The sequence below is a fragment of the Fundidesulfovibrio terrae genome, assembly GCF_022808915.1.
GTDB classification, from domain to species: domain Bacteria; phylum Desulfobacterota; class Desulfovibrionia; order Desulfovibrionales; family Desulfovibrionaceae; genus Fundidesulfovibrio; species Fundidesulfovibrio terrae.
The window spans coordinates 59716-79022 of the sequence record NZ_JAKZFS010000001.1; the positions used below are offsets into that span (position 1 = coordinate 59716).

The following is a 19307-nucleotide window of genomic DNA, read 5'->3' on the forward strand; positions in this document are numbered from 1 at the left end:
TGCCAATACGCGTGTTTTTGGCCATGATGCGGGCTCTTTTCTTTCAGGGAGGCTTGAAAGCCATGGCTCAGGTCCACAAGACCATCAAGGAAATCAACGAGCGCATCAAGAAAGGCAAGGCCGTCATCCTCACCGCCGAGGAGATGGTCGAGGAAGTCCGCCGCAAGGGCAAGACCGCCGCGGCCAAGGACGTGGACGTCGTCACCACCGGCACCTTCTCGCCCATGTGCTCCTCGGGCATGCTCTTCAACTTCGGCCAGGAGCCGCCCACCATCAAGGCCTCCCAGGTGTGGCTGAACGGCGTGCCGGCCTACGCGGGCCTCGCCGCCGTGGACGCCTACCTGGGCTGCACCGAGCCCCGCGAGGACGACCCCTTAAACAAGGTCTACCCCGGCCGCTTCGCCTACGGCGGCGGACACGTCATCGAGGACCTGCTGCGCGGCAAGGCCGTGCGCCTCAAGGCCACCGCCTACGGCACCGACTGCTACCCCAGGCGCGAACTGGACAAGTCCGTCACCCTGGCGGACCTCAAATACGCGGAGCTCTTAAACCCCCGCAACTGCTACCAGAGCTACAACGTGGCCGTCACCACCGGCAGCCGCGTGATCTACACCTACATGGGGCCGCTCAAGCCCGGCATGCGAAACGCCAACTACGCCACCGCCGGGCAGCTCTCGCCCCTCTTCAACGACCCCTTCCTGCGCACCATCGGCATGGGAACCAAGATCTGGCTCGGCGGCGGCACCGGCTGGGTCATCGGCGCGGGCACCCAGCACAACCCGCGCCCGGCCCGCAACGAACGCGGCATCCCCCTCACCGCCTCGGGCACTCTCATGCTCAAGGGTGACATGAAGGGCATGAGCTACAAATGGGTGCGCGGCGTTTCCATCCTGGGCTACGGCTGCTCGCTGGCCGTGGGCGTGGGCATCCCCATCCCCATCCTGGACGAGGACATGGCTTGGTTCACCGGAGTCTCCGACGCCGACATCACCATGCCCGTGCGTGACTACGGGCAGGACTATCCCAACGGCATAAACAACGTGCTCGCCCAGCCCACCTTCGAAGAGCTGAAAAGCGGCGAGATCGACGTCAACGGCCAGAAGATCCGCACCGTGCCCCTGACCAGCTACGCCCTTTCGCTGGAGATCGCCCAGGAGCTGAAGGCCAAGATCGAGAAGGGCGAGTTCCTGCTGACCGAAGCGCAGGACAGGATTGTTTCGGAGTAAGAGTAAGAAAAAGAGTTAAGATGCCTCCGGCGGCCAAAGGGACGAAGTCCCTTTGGAATCCCATTTAGCTTCGCGGGATTCGTGAGCGGGCATCGGGAAGATTGGAGCGCCCGCCGCCGGAGGAACCGGCGACGGGCGCTCGTTTATTCCGGGGCTGCTGCCGGAGGACCGGCAGCACCCGCTTTTTGAGGTCAGGACCCTCGGATTACGCCTGCCCCAACAGTGGCGCCAACTCCGGGCAGGTCATGACGGGGTCGAATTCCAGGACAGTGTACGCGGCTACGCCCTCGCGCTTGAAAGGGTCGGTTTCCAGAACGGCGTCCAGCTCGTCCCGGCAGCACCCGTGCGCCAGGATCACCCCGCCCGTGCGCGGGGTGCACGGCCCGGAGGCGATGAACCGCCCCTTGGCGTAATTGTCCCTGAGGAAGACGCGGTGCTCTTCGAGCCAGCGATCCACTTCCTCGAGCGGCTTCTCGTACGTCAGCGTGATCACAAACATGAAATCTCCAGTGTTCTTCGTTCCTTGAGCTGTTATCCGGCGTTTTCGGCACGGACGGCGCCCTCTCTGGCAGCCGGAGGCATCTTGCTCTCACATCGCCCGTGAACGGGCCCAGCTCTCCAGATTATTCGCATCCAGCGCGCCTGAAATGGAATCCACTACCTTGCCGTTCTTGAACAGGATCAGCGTGGGCACGCTTCGTATGCCCATCTGCCCGGCCAGCACCTGTTCGGTCTCGGTGTTGACCTTGGCGGCGCGGATTTCGGGTTCCAGGCGGCGGGCCACTTCCTCGTAGGCGTTGGCCATGCCGCGGCACGGGCCGCACCAGGGGGCCCAGAAATCCACCAGGAGGGGCACGTCGGTCTCCTGGACGTGTTTGGCGAAGTTGGCCTCGGTCAGGTCAACCGGCCTGCCGGGAAACAGCGATTTCGCGCATTTGCCGCAGGTGGCCTGGAGCTCCTTGCCGGGGATGACCCGGTTGCGGGTGTGGCAGTGGGGGCAGGTGACTTTTCTGGTGTCGGACATGATGAGTCTCCCTGGTTGAATTCGGCGTGAAGACCTCATAATATTTCTTTTTAAAAGTTTGTCGACAGGAGACGCCATGTTTTTCGTGAACTTGAACCTGCGCAAGGCATTCAAGGATCCTACGGTCCTGGAAGCGTTTTTCGCGCGCGGTGTGAACCCCGAGCTTGGCCTGGACCCGGTCCTCATGGACATGGTGGACCTGGACTGGCACCGGGCCATGGCGGCGGAACTCAAAGCCCGTGGGCTCACGCCCGCGCTGCACCTGCCCTTTTTCGACCTCCAGCCGGGCAGCGCGGACAGTCTGGTGTTGGGGGCCTGCCGGGAGAGGCTCTGCCGGGCCATGGAAGTGGCCATGATTTACGAACCGGCGCACATGATAGGCCACGTAAAGTATGACCATCTGTTATACATGCACACCTATCCCCAGTGGCGCGACCGCGCGGTTGTCACCTGGCAGGCCATGATGGACGCCTGGCCGGATCACCCGCCGCTCTACCTGGAGAACACCTTCGAGCCCGATCCGGCCACGGTGGCCGGGGTGGTGGAGAAGCTCCTGGAGGAGCGCCCCGGCCGGGCCGGGCTGTGTCTGGACGTGGGGCACTGGTACAGCTTTTCGGAGGGCCACAGGCTGGATAACCTCGACGCCTGGCTGGACGCCTTCGCGCCGCTTCTCTCCCACCTGCACCTTCACGACAACGACGGCAGCTTCGATCAGCACAAGGGGCTCGGGCAGGGCGAGATACCCTGGCAGGCGTTCTTCGAGGGGCTTCAGAAGCGGGGGTTGACTCCGTCGGTGACCTTCGAGCCCCACTCCGACGACGCCTTCGAGGCGGCCATGGAATTCGTGCGGGGCAGGCCGGAGTGGTTCGAGCCGCTCAACGTGGTTGCGCCGGGAGCTTGAGCAAGCTCCCGGGCCGGGCCGGGAGCGATGAATGAAGAAAGGGCGGACCGGCCGGTCCGCCATTTTCGTTATCCTGCTGGGAGAACGGGGCTACTGGAAGTATTTCTTGTCGTCGTCGGCCGGCTTGCCCTGTCCGGCCGGAGCCTGCTTGGCCGGTCCGGAGCCGGACCCCGTGAATGACGCGGAATCCTTGCAGTTCTCGTTGGAGGCATTCATGACCGCAGTGAGGTTGCGCAACGAGAACTTCAGTACGCGGACTTTCTTCTCTATCTCGACCTTGAAGCTGATCATCTGGCCCTTCTGCACCTGGGCGCGGATCGTCTGGTTGGCGAAAAGCTTCCCGAAATCCACGAACACCTCGGTCTTTCCGGCCTCGCCGGCGTAGTCGTAGGGGACGGTCACCGGCGCTTCGTCGTCGACGCGGACTTCTCCTTGCAGCTGGTCCGAACGGAACTTGTTGGGGAACGGCTTGTCGTAGTCCTCAAGCCCCATGCTCACCAGGACGTTGGAACAGTTGTTGGAGGGCCTGTAGGCGAAGAGGAAGTTGGCCTTGGCGCTGTTTTCGGCCTTGGCGCTGGTCTTGGCGGTATGGATGACCACGCCGTTCTTGTCGGAGAAATTCTCGTAGGTCCAGACCTGGTAGTGAACGACGACGTTCGGGTCGGGGGAGGCGTTTTTGACGGTCTGGCAGCCCTGCAGAGCGAGGGCGAGCGCAAGGACGAGGGACAGGGCGGAAGGGATCGATCCACGCATTGGGGAACTCCTGAAACGCACGTGCGGGGTTACTGGGGCAGGGCCACCACGAGCACCACGCCGGGCAGGCTCTTTTCCCCGATCTCCACGACCTTCATATCCTGGGCGGAGTCGTCGGTGGTGAAGGAAATCTCGTTGATCTCCAGGAACGATTTCACGATGGGCGTGCGGATGGCGAAGTTGATGTTCTGGGGCACGTCGCCGGTGGCCTTGAGCACGGCCATGGCGTCCAGCTTGGAGACGACCACGCCCACCACATTGCCGGTGGAATCAAGCAACGGCCCGCCGGAGTTGCCGGGCTGCACGGGGGCGGTGGTCTGCAGCAGGCGCGAGTCGTCGCCCAGTCCCACTGCGGAGCTGACGTTGCCGGTGGTGATGTTGGGGTGGGTGGAGACCATGCCGTAGTAGGGGAAGCCGATGGCGACGACCTCCTCGCCCGGCTTCACGGTCTTGGCCCCCCGGAAGTTGAGGAAGGTCTTGGGGGCGAAGTCTACCTTGAGCAGGGCCAGGTCGTTGACGGGATCGGTCTTGATGAGCTTGGCGTCGTATTTGTTGTTCTGGTATTCGCACTGGTATTTGCGTCCGGCGTTGACCACATGGAAGTTGGTGATCAGGTAGCCGTCGTTGTTGACGAAGAATCCGGTGCCGAACCCGCCCTGCTTCTCCTTGGGCTTGTCCTTGCCTCCCTCGGCCTGGGACGGCTTCTTGCCGGAGGCGGGCAGGGCCGAGCACACCTCCGTCTGCTTGGCGCTGGCCTCGACGTAACCGGCCAGGGGGATGCGCATGATGTAGTCGGCCCCGTGCACGGACAGCTTCACCCGCAGGTTCGCGCCCTGGCGCATCTCGTCGAACAGGCCCTGGGCGTTCTCCGGCTCCGCGGTGTTGACGACCGCCAGGCCGTTGTTCTCGGGAAATGACACCTTGTACTTGAATTGGTGGACGGGTTTTTCATCCACGCGAATCATGCCCTGAAGGTTCTCGGTGGGCTGTCCTTTCTTCTTGGTGGTGGCGATGAAGACGATGACCGGCTCGGAGCATTTGTCCGCGTCGCGGTAGACGAGCATGCCCCCGGGGGCCTCCTGGGACTCGGAGTTCGCGTGCACCCGGACGAATTCCATGCCGTCCTCGGTCTTGTCCTTCAGGTACGTCCACTTGCGGAACGGGGTTGTCTCCTTGGCGAAGGCGGAAGAACCCAGGATCAGCAGGGCGGCGAGTACGGCGAGGATCGTGCGCATGGCTAGAAGAAGTCCTTGTCGGATTTTGAGGAGTTGGGCGCGGCAGGTTTCTTGTCGTCGAAGTAATCCGCGTCGCTCTTGCCGCTCTTGGGCTTGGACGCTCCTTCGGATGCGGGCTTATGGGGCTTCCGCTCCTGTCCGGGAGCGCCCTGGGAGCACAGCTGCGCGATACGCGCCAAAGCGGGCTGGAAGCCCTTGAGCGAGAAACGGTAGTACCATTCCCGCTCGCCCACCTTGAAGCGGAAGCGGATCATCTGACCGGTGCTCATCTCATCGATGACCGTCTTGGGGCTGGAGAAGCTGTCCACGTAGAAATGTCCGTAGGTGGCCCCGGCCTTGTTGGCGATGCGGCTGTTGGTCGTGTGGACGGGAAACTGGTCGATGCGCAACTCGCCGGAGATGTTCTGGCGCTCAGCGTCCTTTTCCGCCTTGGAGTTCAGGGGAAAACCGATGGAGACGAGCGTCGTGCCGCACTTGCTGGAGAATTTGCCGATGTACAGGGCGCATCTCTTGTCCTGGGTGTCGGGCGTGTACGTGGCGGAGACGGTGTCGTCGCCGTCCATGGCGGTGTAGGTGTTCCAGTCGTCGAAGGTCTTGTCCACCTTGTTCTCGGCCCTGGCCGGCCAGGGCAGGACGAGCAGGGCCGCCAGAAGCGCGAGCGCCGGCAAGACCGGGGGCAGCGAAAGAACAGGATACTTCGTGACGGGCATTCGAAACAACTCCCGGTCCAGGTTTCGTCGCAACTCATCTTCCGATCATTGACTACATTGAAAAATCGACAAGACAATAGCGATGCGAAAATCCGTAAATGATTCCCGGTTCGAGAGCAAGATGCCGGTGGTATCCGGCCATGAAGGAAGGAATATCCGGGTGCGGGTTAACGGCGCTTTCGGCGGCGCAGGATTCCCGTCTCGCCCACGGGCCGGGTGGTCCAGTCCAGGTTGATGGCCAGCACGCGCAGCCCGAACGTGACCGCGATGGAGATGAGCGCCGCGTAGAGCGGCTCCATCACGTTGTAGCGCCTGAGCGGTATGTAGATGATGCAGCCTATCAGGGCCGCGAAGGCGTAGAACTGCCCCGGCTTGAACACCATGGGCCGTTCGCCGGAGAACAGGTCGCGCAAGACGCCGCCGCCGCAGGCGTTCACCACGCCCACCAGCACCGCCGGAACCATTCCCAGGCCCAGGTGCAGGGTCTTCTCGACGCCCACCACCGCGTAGGCCCCCAGGGCCAGGGCGTCCACCAGGGCGATCAGCCGGTTGGAGACCACCGCGCGCGTGCCGAACGCAAGCCCCAGCACGGCGGCCGCGGCGGCCGCGATCAGGTAGCGGTCGTCCATGAGCACGGCCGGTATGCCGCGCTGCAGGAACACCCCGTCGCGGATGAGCGCCCCGCCCACCCCTGTGGCCAGGGAGAGCACGAACAGGCCGATGATGTCGTATTCGCGCCGGATGGCCTCGATGGCCCCGGTCAGGGCCATCAGGAACACCGCCGCCAGGTCGATGGCTATGGGCAGTTGGAACGGATGCGCTTCCATGCCTGAATCCCTACAACGAAAGCGTCTCGAGGCAAAGTCCGGAAGGCGCAGACCGCGGCGGAGTTCATCGACTTCGTGGCCTCGAAAGAAGGCCAGGACATCATCCGGGGCTTCGGGAAGGGCGAGTACGGGGAGTCGCTCTACAACGACGCGGAGTACGCGAAGAAATACGACGAATAGACGGGAGGTGAAAGCGGGAAGACTGGAGAGGGAAGAGTGGGAAGCCTCCGGCGGCCAAAGGGACCAGTCCCTTTGGAATCCCCTCCGGCTTCGCGTCGATCGATGTGACAATCATCAAGGCAGGAAGCGCGGCTTTGCGCGCTTCCTGCCTTCTTCATTGGATATACTGCGGAATGTTCATGATCAGGTCGTGCGTGAACCCCACCATCTTGTCCATGAGCCATGGGAAGGCGACGATGGCGGCCCCGAACATGACCACTATCTTTGGCACGAAGGTGAGCGTGGGGTCCTGGATCTGGGTGGCGGCCTGGACGATGGACAGCACCACGCCGACCACCAGGCTCACGCCCAGGAGGGGCAGCGACAGCATGAGGGTGGTCTCGATGGCGGTGCGGGCGAATCCTATGACGGCTTCAGGGGTCATGTGCGTATCTCCCTTGCGTTAGGCGAAACTGTTCACGAGCGAGGCGGTCATGAGGCTCCAGCCGTCCACCATGACGAAGAGCAGGAGCTTGAAGGGCATGGACACCATGGCCGGGGGCAGCATCATCATGCCCATGGCCAGAAGGATGCTCGAGACCACCATGTCCAGCACCAGGAATGGAATGTAGACCAGAAATCCGATGGTGAACCCGGTCTTGAGCTCGCTGATCATGAAGCCGGAGGCCAGCATGATGGTGGGCACGTCGTCCTTGGTCTTGGGCTGCTCCATCTTGGTGATGGTGTAGAAGATGGAGAGGTCTTTCTCGCGGGTGTGCTTGAAGAGGAATTCCCGCAGGGGGATTTCGGCCTTCTTGATGGCCTCGGAGAAGCCCATGCGCTCTTCCATGTAGGGATTGATGGCGTCGTCGTACATCTTCTTGCCCGTGGGATACATGATGACCACGCTCATGAAGATGGCCAGGCTGGCCAGGATCTGGTTGGGCGGCATCTGGCCGGTGCCCATGGCCTGGCGCAAAAACGAGAAGACCACGATGATGCGCGTGAACGAGGTGACGCACATGACGATGGACGGCGCCAGCGACAGCACCGTCAGAAGGAACAGGATCTCCAGCAGCATGCTGACCTTTTCAGGCTGCTGCTGGCCTCCCGCGAGATTGAGCGTGAGGGTCGGCTCAGCCGCCAGGGCCAGGGCCGGAAGGGCCAGGATCGCCAGCGTCAGCGCCAGCGTCTTCCAGTACGGCTTGAAAATCCTTGCGTTCATCGGATGCGTCCACCTCAGTCAGCAGATTGATGCTCTGGTCCGTGACCCCGAGCACCAACAGCTTATTCAAGAAGCGGACCACCATAATGTTTTTGCGCGGCCCCAGGGTGAGATGGCTCTCGACGCGCAGCCCGTGGGTCTTCACGGGCGCGCCCAGGCCGAAGCGGGGGCCGAAGCGCCTGAGCATCCAGTACGCCAGCAAAATGACGCCCAGGATAAGAAACAGCGCCAGGGCCATCTTGATGGACACCTCGCCCAGGCCCAGGGAGGGCGGGCCCGGGGGGCCGATGGGGGCGGTTACGTCAGCCAAGCTGCTTCACCCGTTCGATGGGGCTTATGATGTCGGTTAGGCGCACGCCGAATTTCTCGTTGATCACCACGGCCTCGCCCCGGGCCACCAGCTTGCCGTTGACGTAGATCTCCAGGGGCTCGCCCGCCAGCTTGTTCAGCTCGATGACCGAACCCTGGCCCAGCTGCAAAAGCTCGTTGATGAGGAGCTTGGTGCGCCCCAGTTCCGCCGAGACGTCCAGGGGGATGTCCAGGATGAAGTCCAGGTCGCGCCGGCCGGTCTCGGGCCTGGGGGCCTTGGATTCCTGCGTCAAATCCTTGAACTGGGCTTCCTTGCTCTTGGCGGAGAGCTGGGCCTGCTCGCGCTCGCGCTTGACCGAGGATTCCTCCTCGCCGGCCAGGGCGGCGGCCCACTGTTCGGCCAGGGCGTCGTCGCCGCCGCCTCCGGATTGGGCCGCGGCCGCACCCAGGGCCTGCTCGAAGGGGTCGAGCGCGGCTTCGCCTTTGTCGTCCTCGAGGGCGGCAGCCCATTCGGCGGCCAGTTGGTCTTGATCGATGTCGTCGGGGGCCATGAGAGCCTCCTCCCCTTGGTGTGGCGCCCATGGGCGAGCGCCTGGTTCACGGCGCGCCGCGCGCGCCGGTATCGTCTAGAAGCGGGTTTCCTCTTCCCTGAGCACCTGGAAGGCCTTGTTGGCCTTCACCGTGCCGGGAACGCCCCAGAATTTCTTCACGCCCTGCACCTCGACCTTGAGCATGTCCTCCACGTCGGTGTCGAGCAGGATGATGTCGCCTTCCTTGAGCGAGAGGAGCTGCCTGCCGGAGAGCTGGGTCTTGCCGAACTCCACCACCATCTCCACCGGGGTCTCCATGAGCCGCTCCTTGAAGCGGCTGATCCAGGCGTGGTCCACTTCCAGGCGCTCGGACTGGAAGGACGCGTACAGCTTGGAGCGGATGGGCTCGATGGTGGCGTAAGGCAGGCAGGCGATCATGGAGCCGATGGCGTTTTCCAGCTCCACCTCGAAAGTGACCACCACCACCACGTCGGACGGGGGCACGATGGCCGCGAACTGCGGGTTGATCTCGGAACGGATCAGCTCCACGTGCACCTCGTGCACGGGCCGCCAGGCGTCTTCCAGGTTGGCCAGGGCGATGCGCACCACCTTGGCGATGATGGCCTGCTCGATGGGGGTGAAGTCGCGGCCTTCCACCTTGGGCTGGCTGCCCGCGCCGCCGAAGAAGTTCTCCACCAGGGCGAACACCAGGCGCGAGTCCACCACCAGGATGGCGTTGCCGCGCAGCGGGTCGAGCTTGAAGATGTTGATGGACGTGGGCACCGGCAGGCTCCGCATGAAGTCGCCGAACTTGGACATGTCGATGGAGATGGGGTTCACGTCCACGCGCTTGCGCATGGCGTTGGCCATGGCGTTGGTGGCCAGCCTGGCGAAGCGGTCGTTTATTATCTCGAGGACCGGCATGCGGCCGCGGATGATGCGGTCCTGGTTGGAGAGGTCGAAGGGCACGATGCCCGAATCGTCCTCCAATATCTCGGACTCGGCCTCCAGCTCGCCGCCGGTCAGGCCGCGCAGTAAGGTATCGACCTCGTCCTGGCTTAAGATCTTGCTCATGGCGCTGTCCTACTGGATCACCCGGTCGGTGATGAACACCTGTTTGACCGTTCCCGGCCCCATGATCTGGTTCACGCGGTTCTGAAGCTCCGTGCGGAAGGCGATCATGCCGTCGACGCTCGAGAGGTCCTCGCTGGTCTTGGACCAGAGCAGGGTGAGGATGGCGTCCTTGACCCTGGCCTGGTACTTCTCGGTGAATTCGGCGGCGGCCGCGTCGTCCTTGAAGTCGAAATCCACCGACAGGCGCACGTAGCGCTTGCCGCCGGTATCGGCCAGGTTGGTGACGATGTTGTTGATGGTCGTCACGGGCTTGTTCTTGTCGTCCTTCTTGCCGCCCTCTTTCTTCTCTTCCTTCTTTTCTTCTTTCTTTTCGGGCTTCTTCTCTTCTTTCTTTTCTTCCTTTTTCTCGTCCTTCTTGGCGGGCTCGGCCGGAGCCTGTTCCTCGGTTCCCTCGGCCGGAGGGGCCTTGAAGAACTTCAGGTACGCGAAATATCCGCCGCCGCCCAGGGCGGCCAGGATCACCACCAGCAGAATGATGATGAGAAGCTTGCTCTTTTTCTTTTTCGGGGCGTCCTCGACGCCTTCTTCCTCGATCTTGGCCATGACGGCTCCTCTTTGTTTCCCGGCTTTATCCGGGCTCTCTGGCTCCGAACAGGTCCGTGCCCACGCGCACCAGGGTCGCGCCTTCCTCCACAGCCTGCTCCAGGTCGTGGGACATGCCCATGGACAGCTCGGGCATGGGCAGTCCGAGGCGCGCCGACAGCTCGGCCCGAAGCTCGCAGGCCCGGGCGAAAAGTCCGCGATTGGCCTCGGGGTTCTCGTCCCAGGGCGGCAGGAGCATCACCCCCTTGAGCGCAAGTCCGTCCATGCCGGCCACGGCTTCGGCCAGAGGCAGGGTGTCGTCAAGCGAGCACCCGGCCTTCTGGGATTCGCACCCCAGATTGACCTGCACCAGCACCGGTTGGACGATGCCGAGAAAATCACATTTTTTATGCAACATATGGGCCAATTCAATGGAGTCAACCGAATGTATCAGCTCGAAGCGCCCGGCCACATATTTGGCCTTGTTCTTCTGCAACCGCCCGATGAAGTGCCAACGCAGCTTGAGGCCGGCCAGGGCGTCCAGCTTGGGCAGGGCCTCCTGCACGTAGGATTCGCCGAAAAGGGTCTGCCCCGCCTGTGCCATGGCCGCCACGGCCTCGGCCGGATGGGTCTTGGAGACGGCCACCAGGGTCACGGACGAGGGGTCGCGCCCGGAGCGGGCGCAGGCCCGTTCGATGCGCTCCCGCACGGCCTGGAGGCGGTTTTTCGCTGAAGTCACGTCCTGCATGGCGCAAGCGGTAACACAATCGGAGCCGATGGAAAATGGGGCGCAAGGCCCAAGCGCACGGCAAGAGCGAGGCCCGGGGCGAGCGGCTCTCCTGGAGGACCGGCGAACAGACCCGGGCGCGGGGCACGGGCCTGCCTGCCGGGATTTGATCCGGCCCTGAGGCTTGAGTATCCTGCACGCAACCAAGGAGCACCCCATGCGCGACCTCACCCAACGCGTGTCCGTCTGGATGGCCGACCGGGCCAACAACGCAATAGAGCCGGGATCGGACCTGCCCGCCTTCGACACCCCGCTTCTGGGCTGCGCCTCGGGCGCGGACCCGCTCTTCGGCATGCTCAAACAGGATATCGGTCCCCAGTTCTACTGGACGCCGCAGGAAGCCTACCGCCTGGCCTTCCCGGACGAGGACCTGGAGCCCGGGGAGCTCTCGGTGATCGCTTGGGTGCTGCCCCAGACCGCGAGCACCCGGGCGGCCCACCGCAAAGCCCGCGACATGCCCAGCATCGAGTGGAGCCGGGGACGCCACTACGGCGAGATGGTCAACGAGGGATTGCGCCGTTTCGTGGTGGAATATCTCGCGCGGCGCGGCGTGCACGCGGCCGCCCCGGCGCTTCTGCCCGCGTGGGGCCGGGCCCTGTCGCCGCGCTACGGGTTCGCCTCCAACTGGTCGGAACGCCACACGGCCCACGCCTGCGGGCTGGGCACGTTCGGGCTCTCGGACGGGCTCATCACGCCCGCGGGCAAGGCGGTGCGGGTGGGGTCGGTGGTGGCGCGCATCGCGCTGGACCCCACGCCCAGGCCCTACACCCGGCACGACGAGTGGTGCCTGCGGGCGGCCAAGGGGGTGTGCAAGGCCTGCATGAAGCGCTGCCCGGCCGGGGCCATCAGCGAGGCCGGGCACGACAAGCAGAAGTGCAAGGACTACATCCGGGGCGTCACCGCCCCCTTCGTGGAAAAGGAGCAGCTGGGCTTCAAGGTGAACAGCTGCGGCCTGTGCCAGACCGGCACGCCCTGCGAGGCGAAGAACCCCACCGCGCCCAAGGGGGGCCGGGGAGCGGCGGGCTAGGAGCCCCGGCGGCTGCCCTGAGTCCTCACTGGCAGGGCGGGCGCGAGGGCTAATCGTCGCGCTTGGCGAAGTTGTCCTGGCTCGTGGCGCAGCTGGGGCAGCGCCAGTCCGGCGGGAGCTTGTCGCCGGGGGTTCCTGGCTCGATGCCGCCCTTGGCGTCGCCGCGTTTGGGGTCGTAGGTGTAGCCGCACAAAAGGCAAACGTATCTGTCGTCCATGGCTATTTTCCTCCCTGGGGCGATGCGCTATGAAGCCCGAATGCGCATCGCTTCAAACTGGGTTCTGCCCAAACTGTTTTCGTTCGTCGCCCCGTACCGCGCCCGCTTCATCGTGGGCCTCGTGACCAACGCCGGGGCCCGCGCCTGCGACCTGATCCCCATGGTCCTGGTGGGCAGGGTGGTGGACGCCGTCACCGCCGCCAAGGCCGGAGAGGCCCCGCACCTGGACGCGCTTATCCTCTATGGGGCCGGGGTGCTGGCGGCCTTCGTGGCCCTGGCCGCGTTCCAGTCCGTCTCCGACTACGCCCTGGACTCCATGGCCCAGCACGTGCGCCACGACCTGCGCAACGCCCTCTACCGCCACCTGCAGCGCCAAGATATGCATTTCTTCGAGGAACGCCAGTCCGGAGACCTCCTGAACGTGGTCTCCTCGGACGTGGACACCCTGGAGACCTTCCTGTCGGACTCCACCACCTCCTCCATCCGGCTGGTCATCACCTTCGCGGGCACCTTCGCCGTGCTCTTCTGGATGGACTGGCGGCTGGCGCTTCTCCTGCTTGCTCCCATGCCCTTCGCCTTCGCGGCGGTGCGCACCTTCTCCACGCGCATCCGCCCCCGCTACCGCGAGGCGCGCAAGGCCGTGGGGCAGGTGGCGGCCATCATCGGCAACAACCTGCGCGGCATGGGCGTGATCCAGGCCTTCACCGCCGAGGAGGACCAGGCACGGCGCGTGGACGAGAAGTCCGCCGTGTACCGCGACGAGGCCATCGGCGCGGCCCTGGCCCGGGCGCGGTTCATCCCGGTGCTCTACGCCGTGGCGGGCGCGGCCTTCGCCCTGCTCATCGCCGGGGGCGGCTGGCTGACCCTCACCGGCAACGGCCCGTCGCTCGGCGACTACGCCACCTTCATCCTGCTGGCCACGCGCATGATCCTGCCGCTGTTCGTGTTCGGGATGCTCATCAACCAGTTCCAGCGCTCCGAGGCCTCGGCCGCGCGCATCTGGGGCGTCTTATCGCTCGAGCCCGCCATCGCCGACAAGCCCGGAAGCAAGCCGCTCACCGAAACGCCCGAGACCATCCGCTTCGAGGACGTGCGTTTCGCCTACCCCGACCGGGAGGACGTGATCCGGGGGGTGAACTTCGAACTTAGGCGCGGCAAGGTGCTGGGCGTCGTGGGCCCCACCGGCGCGGGCAAGTCCACGCTGGTCAAGCTCATGCTGCGCCACCTGGACCCGGCCTCGGGGCGCATAGCGCTTAACGGCCGCGACATCACGGATTTCACCCTGGAGAGCCTGCGCGGGCACATGGGCTACGTCTCCCAGGACGCCTTCCTCTTCGCGGGCAGCGCGGCGGAGAACATCCGCCTGGGCGCGCCCGAGGCCACGCAGGAGGCCTTGGAGGAGGCCGCGCGCATCGCCGGGGCCCTGGATTTCATCCGGGAGCTGCCCCAGGGCTTCGACACCCTGATCGGCGAGGGCGGGGTGAAGCTCTCCGGCGGGCAGCGCCAGCGCATATCGCTGGCCCGGGCGGTGCTCAGAAATCCCGGCATCCTGGTGCTGGACGAGGCCACCTCCGCCGTGGACACCCGCACCGAGGAGATCATCCAGCGAAACCTGCACCTCTTCCGCGAGAACCGCATGACCCTGGCCGTAGCGCACCGGCTCTCCACCGTGCGCCAGAGCGACGAGATCATCGTGGTGGTGGACGGCGTCATCGTCGAGCGCGGCCGCCACGACGACCTCCTGGCCCAGAAGGGCGTCTACGCGGGCCTGTGGGCCGTGCAGAGCGGCGAGGGGCGCGAGGGCTGAGAACCATGCAAAGACCGGGAATCTTGCGACGCGGCGCGGAGTGGGCCGTTTTAGCCGCCCTGGCGCTGGGCGGCGTGTGGGCGCCGGTGCCGGCGTCCGGCATGGAAGGCCGCGAGTTGGACGTGGCGTCCGCCCAGGGCGCGGTGAAGGCCTGGCTGTTCCAGGCTCCCGGCGAGGCCAGGCGTCCCACGGTGCTTATCCTGCCCGGACGCCAGGGTGCGGATCCCCTGTTCGAGGCATACAGCCGGTATGCCTCCAAGCTCGCGGCGCGGGGTCTGGACGCCTGCATCGTGTCCTACTACGGGCCGGGCGAAGCAGAGGCCATGGCCGCCCTGGACCAGGACGGCCGCAGAAGGATGTTCGCCGAACGGGCGCCGGTCTGGGCCGGGCGCGTGCGCGCCGTGGCCGGTGCGCTTCTGGCGGGAGCGAAGTCCAACGGGCGGGCCGGGATCGTGGGTTTCTCGCAGGGCGGCTACCTGGGAGTGGCCTGCGCGGCCGCCGATGAACACCTGTCCGCCCTGGTGGTGATGTACGGGGGCATCCCGGGGCGGCTGGCGGGAAACCTCCGACGGCTGCCGCCGCTTCTGGCCTTCCACGGCCAGGCGGACCAGGTCGTCCCTTTTGCCGAGGGCGCCGCCCTGGTCAACACCGCGAAATCCCTCGGCGGCTTCGCCGAGCTGGTCACCTACCCGGGGGAAGGGCACGGCTTCGGCCCGGCCGCGTCCCGCGACGCCAGGGAGCGTACGGAGTCGTTCCTGCTCGAGCGCTTGCGGTGAGCGCGGCCCCTCCCGCGGGAATCAGGAGATGATCTCGCCCAAATTGCCCCAGCGTACCTTCCAGCTGCCCGGCACGAACGACCAGTACTTCACCACCGCCATGCCCACGATGTCCTTCTTGGGCACGAAGCCCCAGAAGCGGCTGTCGTAGGAGTTGTCGCGGTTGTCGCCCATCATGAAATAGCTGTCCTCGGGTACGCGCACTGGCCCGAAGTTGTCGCGCGGGCTGGCTCCGGCCGGGATCACCGATGCGTCCTTGTGGACCTCGTGCGGGTCCGTGAAGGGCTTGCCGTTGACGTACACCCGCTTGTCCCGGACCATGATCTCGTCGCCGGGCTCGCCCACCAGGCGCTTGATGAAGTCCTGGGAGCGGTCCTCGGGGAACTTGAAGATGACCACGTCCCCGCGCTTGGGCTCGCGTATCGGCAGCACGCGGCTGCCCGACCAGGGCAGGCGGATGCCGTAGAGGAACTTGTTGGCCACCAGGTAGTCTCCGACCTCCAGGGTGTTCTCCATGGAGGAGGACGGTATCTCGAAGGTCTGGACCACGAAGGTCCTGATGACCAAGGCCAGCGCCAGGGCCCAACCCAGCGAGGAAAGATAGTCGCGCAGGATGCTCTTGGTCTTGGCGGCGCTGCGGGATGCGGAAGCGGGGATGGTCTGGTCGGGCATGGGGTGACTCGTGTGGTTGCGGTTGTCGGGAGGCACGGTGATGTGCCGGAGAGTCGGGAGGGGAAAGCCTCCGGCGGCCAAAGGGACTTCGTCCCTTTGGAATCCCGTATTATGGTCTTAGCGGGCGCGGTTTCCTGGCTGGTCTGGCGTTAGAACACGGGGGCGGCGCGCAGCACGCCCAGAAGCGCCCCGCTGGCGGCCAGGTAGCGCAGCCAGTCCAGGACGAGGCTGGCCCTGCTCTCTTCGTAGGTCCGAACCTGGCGCATGACCCTGGCCACGAAATCGGGCGAAGGCTCAAAGTTGGCGTTCATGGCAGATTCCTCCGGTCGAGGCGGCGAAAAGCCGCCGCAGTTTCTCCCTGGCGCGGAATAGGCGCGTCTTGATGGTGGACGCGGGCACGCCCATGCGGCAGGCGATGTCCTCCACCAGCTCTCCCTCGAGGCTTAAGAGGATGGTGGACTTGAACGGCTCGTCCAGCTTCTCGAGCGATTCGGCCAGGGCCTTGCGCTCCTCTGAGGCGATGAGCCGGGCGTCCATGCCAGGTGCGTCCGCAGCCAGCTCGGGTGCGTCCTCCACCTGGACCAGCCGGGTCCTGCCGCGTGCGCGCAGGGCGCTCACGCAGCGGTTGCGGGCAATCACGCACAGCCAGGCCGCGAAGGGCACGCCACGGTCCGGGTCGAAGCGCGGCAGAGCCTTGTAGGCGGCAAGGAACACCTCCTGGCCGATGTCCTCGGCCAGATGGGCGTCGCGCACCAGGCGGTGGATGAAGCCGAGCAGCTCCCGGTGGTGCCTGCGCACGAGCGCGGCGTACGCCTCGCTGTCGCCCGCCTGAACGAGCCGTATGATCTGTTCGTCTTCCATCCGTTCTCCGCGTTTGTTTCCTGAAGGCTCATACGCCGGGGGAGGGGAAAGGTTCCCGGCCGGGAGGAAATATTGCCGCGCCCTACCGGATGACCGATAACTTTACGATTATCGATCGACGGCCGCCACGCCGGAAAACACGTCGTCAAAAAGGGAAAATCGCAGGCCGTGCCAGCCGCCCGTGCGGCCGCAACTTGGCCGCCGTGAACGCGAAGCCCGCTGAAAAGTCTTTTGGAAGGGGGTCCGAGGGAAACCTTTTGTTCACAAAAGGTTTCCCTCGGTTTTTCTCTTACTCTTGTATCTTCCGATACTTACAAGTCTTCACCGGGCAGGCCAGATGCTCGCCGTACCGCTTGGACTGCTTCTTCACCAGGATGGGATTGCCGCACTCGGGGCAGGGCTCCTTCACGGGCCAGTCCCACACGGCGTGGTCGCAGTTGGGATACTTGGAGCACGAATAGAACAGCTTCCCGAAGCGCGAGCTCTTTTCCACCAGCTCGCCGTCGCAGCCCTCGCGGGGGCAAGCCACTCCCGTGGTGAAGGGCATGGTGTACTTGCACTTGGGGTAGCCGGAGCAGGCGATGAAGCGGCTGCCGGTGCGGGCCTTCTTGAGGTGCAGGTCCTTGCCGCACTGGGGGCAGGTGCCCACCACTTCGGGCGGGGCCTCGGCGGGCTTTTCCGCGAAGTGGTACTTGCCTTCCTCGTCCAGGGTGAAGTTGGAGGTGGACTTGCACTCCGGGTAGCCGGTGCAGGCCAGGAATTCTCCGGTGCGGCCGTACTTCACCTGCATGGGCTTGCCGCACTTGGGGCAGGCCAGGCCGGAGTCGATGACCTGCTTCTCCATGTCCTTGGCGGCCTTTTCCAGGGCCGGGTAGAACCCCTGGGTGAAGTCGGCCAGCAGGACGTGCCAGTCCTTGCTGCCGTCGGCCACCTGGTCCAGGGCCTCTTCCATGCCCGCGGTGAAGCCCACGTCCATGATGGTCTGGAAGTGCTCGGAGAGCTTGTCGGAGACGGTGGTGCCGAGCGCCGTGGGGGCGAAGTGCTTCTCCTCCAGCCGGGCGTAGTCGCGGTCGAGAAGAGTGGAGATGATAGCCGCGTAGGTGGAGGGGCGTCCGATGCCCTTCTCTTCCAGCTCGCGCACCAGCGAGGCTTCGGTGTAGCGCGGGGGCGGCTGGGTGAACTTCTGTTCCTTGCGGATGTCCAGCAGTTCCAGGGCCTGGTCCTTCTTGAGGGGCGGCAGGGCCTTTTTCGCGCCCTCGCCCTCCTCCTCGGCGTCCTGGCCGTAGACCTTGAGGTACCCGGGGAAGAGCAGGCGCTCGCCCTTGGCCTTGAATTCGGCCCGTCCGGCCGTGATCACGGCCGCGGTGTCCCAGAACTTGGCCGCCGCCATCTGGGAGGCCACGAAGCGTTCCCAGACGAGCTTGTAGACCATGAACTGGTCCTTGGGCAGAAGCCCGGCCACGTCCTGGGGGGTGATGTGCACGTCCACGGGGCGGATGGCTTCGTGGGCGTCCTGGGCTCCGGCCTTGGTTTTGAAGACCCGGGCCTTTTCGGGGTAGAAGTCCTTGCCTAGCTGCTCCACGATGTAGGTCTTGGCGGCGTCGCGGGCCTCGTCGGCGATGCGCGTGGAGTCGGTACGCATGTAGGTGATGAGCGCCGTGGTGCCGCGTTCGCCCAGGTCGACGCCCTCGTACAGCTTCTGGGCCGCGCCCATGGTCTTCTTGGCGGCGTAGCCCAGGCGCTGGTTGGCGGCCTGCTGCAGGGTGGAGGTGATGAAGGGCGGCGGCGGGGTCTTCTTGCGCTCTTTCTCCGTGACCGAGGTGACGGTAAAGGGCTGCCCGTTAAGCTCGTCGTGCAGGGCCTGGGCTGCTTCGCCGCTTCCGATGTGGGCCTTCTTGCCGGAAAGCTTGGCAAGCTCCGCCTCGAAGGGCGGAGGCGCGTCGCCTTGCAGGCGGGCCTTGAAGAGCCAGTATTCCTCGGGCTTGAAGGCCAGGCGCTCCTTCTCGCGGTCCACTACGATCTTGAGCGCCACGGACTGCACGCGGCCGGCGCTGATGCCCTTGCGCACCTTCTTCCAGAGCAGCGGCGAAATCTTGTAGCCCACCAGCCGGTCCAGGATGCGCCGGGCCTGCTGGGACTCGAAGAGCTTGGTGTCGATCTCGTGCGGGTGCTCCAGGGCCTCTTTCACGGCCTTGGACGTGATCTCGTTGAACTGGATGCGCCCGATGTTGGAGTTGGTCTCCTTGAGGAGCTCCGCGATGTGCCAGGCGATGGCCTCGCCCTCGCGGTCGGGGTCGGGGGCCAGATAGACGGTCTTGGCTTTCGCCGCCACCTTGACCAGCTGGTCCACCACCTTCTGTTTTCCCGGGATGACCCCGTATTGGGGCTCGAAGCCGTTGGCCTCGTCCACGCCGAGCTTCTTCTGGGGCAGGTCGCGCACGTGCCCCACCGAAGCCTCCACGTAGAATTTGTCTCCGAGGAACTTCTTGATGGTCTTTACCTTGGCCGGGGACTCGACAATTATGAGGTCTTTCGCCATGACAGGGCGGCTATAGCCATCGTCAAGAGGTTAGGCAAGGGGATGGCGGCCATCGCCACCCGATTT

23 protein-coding genes are annotated in these 19307 nt (G+C 64.9%); 5 read left to right on the forward strand and 18 right to left on the reverse strand.

The features are described 5' to 3' along the window. Positions 1-62: 62 nt before the first annotated feature. Positions 63-1226, forward strand: a complete 1164-nt coding sequence (locus ML540_RS00285) for a homocysteine biosynthesis protein (RefSeq protein ID WP_243357678.1) — start codon at positions 63-65, stop codon at positions 1224-1226. 205 nt (positions 1227-1431) lie between these two features. Here the strand turns inward: ML540_RS00285 and ML540_RS00290 are convergent, their stop codons facing one another. Continuing rightward, positions 1432-1725 carry a YciI family protein gene (locus tag ML540_RS00290; RefSeq protein WP_243357680.1) on the reverse strand — a complete coding sequence of 98 codons (294 nt, stop codon included), beginning with the start codon at positions 1723-1725 and terminating at the stop codon, positions 1432-1434. Positions 1726-1815: 90 nt separating this feature from the next. Then, on the reverse strand, positions 1816-2250 hold the full coding sequence (gene trxC / locus ML540_RS00295; RefSeq protein ID WP_243357682.1) for a thioredoxin TrxC: 435 nt from the start codon (positions 2248-2250) through the stop codon (positions 1816-1818). Between the two features lie 76 nt (positions 2251-2326). On the opposite strand from trxC, the gene ML540_RS00300 reads away from it, so the two are divergent. Beyond that, entirely contained in the window at positions 2327-3151 is an 825-nt protein-coding gene (locus ML540_RS00300; protein WP_243357684.1) for a sugar phosphate isomerase/epimerase family protein, read from the forward strand. A gap of 90 nt (positions 3152-3241) precedes the next feature. Here the strand turns inward: ML540_RS00300 and ML540_RS00305 are convergent, their stop codons facing one another. From ML540_RS00305 to ML540_RS00355, 11 genes are all read right to left on the reverse strand, one after another. After that, complete coding sequence (locus ML540_RS00305) at positions 3242-3904, reverse strand: hypothetical protein (protein ID WP_243357686.1); 663 nt, start codon at positions 3902-3904, stop codon at positions 3242-3244. Between the two features lie 29 nt (positions 3905-3933). Next, positions 3934-5139, reverse strand: coding sequence for a S1C family serine protease (locus ML540_RS00310; protein WP_243357688.1), 1206 nt, complete (start codon positions 5137-5139; stop codon positions 3934-3936). Between the two features lie 2 nt (positions 5140-5141). Then, positions 5142-5849 (reverse strand): hypothetical protein, encoded by a 708-nt coding sequence (locus ML540_RS00315; protein WP_243357691.1) that lies wholly within the window; start codon positions 5847-5849, stop codon positions 5142-5144. A gap of 167 nt (positions 5850-6016) precedes the next feature. Further along, the gene (locus ML540_RS00320; protein ID WP_243357693.1) at positions 6017-6676 is read right to left on the reverse strand and encodes a trimeric intracellular cation channel family protein; all 660 of its coding nucleotides are present in this window, start codon (positions 6674-6676) and stop codon (positions 6017-6019) included. Between the two features lie 334 nt (positions 6677-7010). Continuing rightward, positions 7011-7280: a flagellar biosynthesis protein FliQ gene (gene fliQ / locus ML540_RS00325; protein ID WP_243357695.1), complete on the reverse strand. Its 270-nt coding sequence runs from the start codon at positions 7278-7280 to the stop codon at positions 7011-7013. Positions 7281-7298: 18 nt separating this feature from the next. After that, entirely contained in the window at positions 7299-8060 is a 762-nt protein-coding gene (fliP, locus tag ML540_RS00330; protein ID WP_243357697.1) for a flagellar type III secretion system pore protein FliP, read from the reverse strand. Further along, positions 7972-8370, reverse strand: coding sequence for a flagellar biosynthetic protein FliO (gene fliO / locus ML540_RS00335; RefSeq protein WP_243357699.1), 399 nt, complete (start codon positions 8368-8370; stop codon positions 7972-7974). The genes fliP and fliO overlap by 89 nt, the downstream gene beginning before the upstream one ends. After that, positions 8363-8920 carry a flagellar motor switch protein FliN gene (gene fliN / locus ML540_RS00340; RefSeq protein ID WP_243357701.1) on the reverse strand — a complete coding sequence of 186 codons (558 nt, stop codon included), beginning with the start codon at positions 8918-8920 and terminating at the stop codon, positions 8363-8365. Before fliN ends, fliO begins: the two co-directional genes overlap by 8 nt. A 75-nt stretch (positions 8921-8995) precedes the next feature. Continuing rightward, complete coding sequence (fliM, locus tag ML540_RS00345) at positions 8996-9973, reverse strand: flagellar motor switch protein FliM (RefSeq protein ID WP_243357703.1); 978 nt, start codon at positions 9971-9973, stop codon at positions 8996-8998. 9 nt (positions 9974-9982) lie between these two features. Next, positions 9983-10576 carry a flagellar basal body-associated FliL family protein gene (locus ML540_RS00350; protein WP_243357705.1) on the reverse strand — a complete coding sequence of 198 codons (594 nt, stop codon included), beginning with the start codon at positions 10574-10576 and terminating at the stop codon, positions 9983-9985. A gap of 25 nt (positions 10577-10601) precedes the next feature. Further along, positions 10602-11303, reverse strand: coding sequence for a YggS family pyridoxal phosphate-dependent enzyme (locus ML540_RS00355; RefSeq protein WP_243357707.1), 702 nt, complete (start codon positions 11301-11303; stop codon positions 10602-10604). 196 nt (positions 11304-11499) lie between these two features. Between ML540_RS00355 and ML540_RS00360 the strand changes: the two genes are divergently transcribed. Next, entirely contained in the window at positions 11500-12369 is an 870-nt protein-coding gene (locus ML540_RS00360; RefSeq protein ID WP_243357709.1) for a 4Fe-4S ferredoxin, read from the forward strand. A gap of 49 nt (positions 12370-12418) precedes the next feature. Here ML540_RS00360 and ML540_RS00365 read toward each other — a convergent pair whose 3' ends face one another. Then, positions 12419-12586: a rubredoxin gene (locus ML540_RS00365; RefSeq protein ID WP_243357710.1), complete on the reverse strand. Its 168-nt coding sequence runs from the start codon at positions 12584-12586 to the stop codon at positions 12419-12421. Positions 12587-12626: 40 nt separating this feature from the next. Between ML540_RS00365 and ML540_RS00370 the strand changes: the two genes are divergently transcribed. Both ML540_RS00370 and ML540_RS00375 read left to right on the forward strand, forming a co-directional pair. Beyond that, positions 12627-14393 (forward strand): ABC transporter ATP-binding protein, encoded by a 1767-nt coding sequence (locus ML540_RS00370; protein ID WP_243357711.1) that lies wholly within the window; start codon positions 12627-12629, stop codon positions 14391-14393. A 5-nt stretch (positions 14394-14398) separates the two neighbouring features. Then, positions 14399-15169: a dienelactone hydrolase family protein gene (locus ML540_RS00375; protein WP_243357713.1), complete on the forward strand. Its 771-nt coding sequence runs from the start codon at positions 14399-14401 to the stop codon at positions 15167-15169. A 21-nt stretch (positions 15170-15190) separates the two neighbouring features. Here the strand turns inward: ML540_RS00375 and lepB are convergent, their stop codons facing one another. The 4 genes from lepB to topA all read right to left on the reverse strand — a co-directional run bounded on the left by lepB (position 15191) and on the right by topA (position 19241). Next, entirely contained in the window at positions 15191-15841 is a 651-nt protein-coding gene (gene lepB, locus ML540_RS00380) for a signal peptidase I (RefSeq protein ID WP_243357714.1), read from the reverse strand. A gap of 149 nt (positions 15842-15990) precedes the next feature. Beyond that, positions 15991-16152: a hypothetical protein gene (locus ML540_RS00385; RefSeq protein ID WP_243357717.1), complete on the reverse strand. Its 162-nt coding sequence runs from the start codon at positions 16150-16152 to the stop codon at positions 15991-15993. Beyond that, the gene (locus ML540_RS00390; RefSeq protein WP_243357719.1) at positions 16136-16702 is read right to left on the reverse strand and encodes an RNA polymerase sigma factor; all 567 of its coding nucleotides are present in this window, start codon (positions 16700-16702) and stop codon (positions 16136-16138) included. Before ML540_RS00390 ends, ML540_RS00385 begins: the two co-directional genes overlap by 17 nt. 289 nt (positions 16703-16991) lie before the next feature. Further along, positions 16992-19241, reverse strand: coding sequence for a type I DNA topoisomerase (gene topA, locus ML540_RS00395; protein ID WP_243357720.1), 2250 nt, complete (start codon positions 19239-19241; stop codon positions 16992-16994). Positions 19242-19307 lie beyond the last annotated feature (66 nt).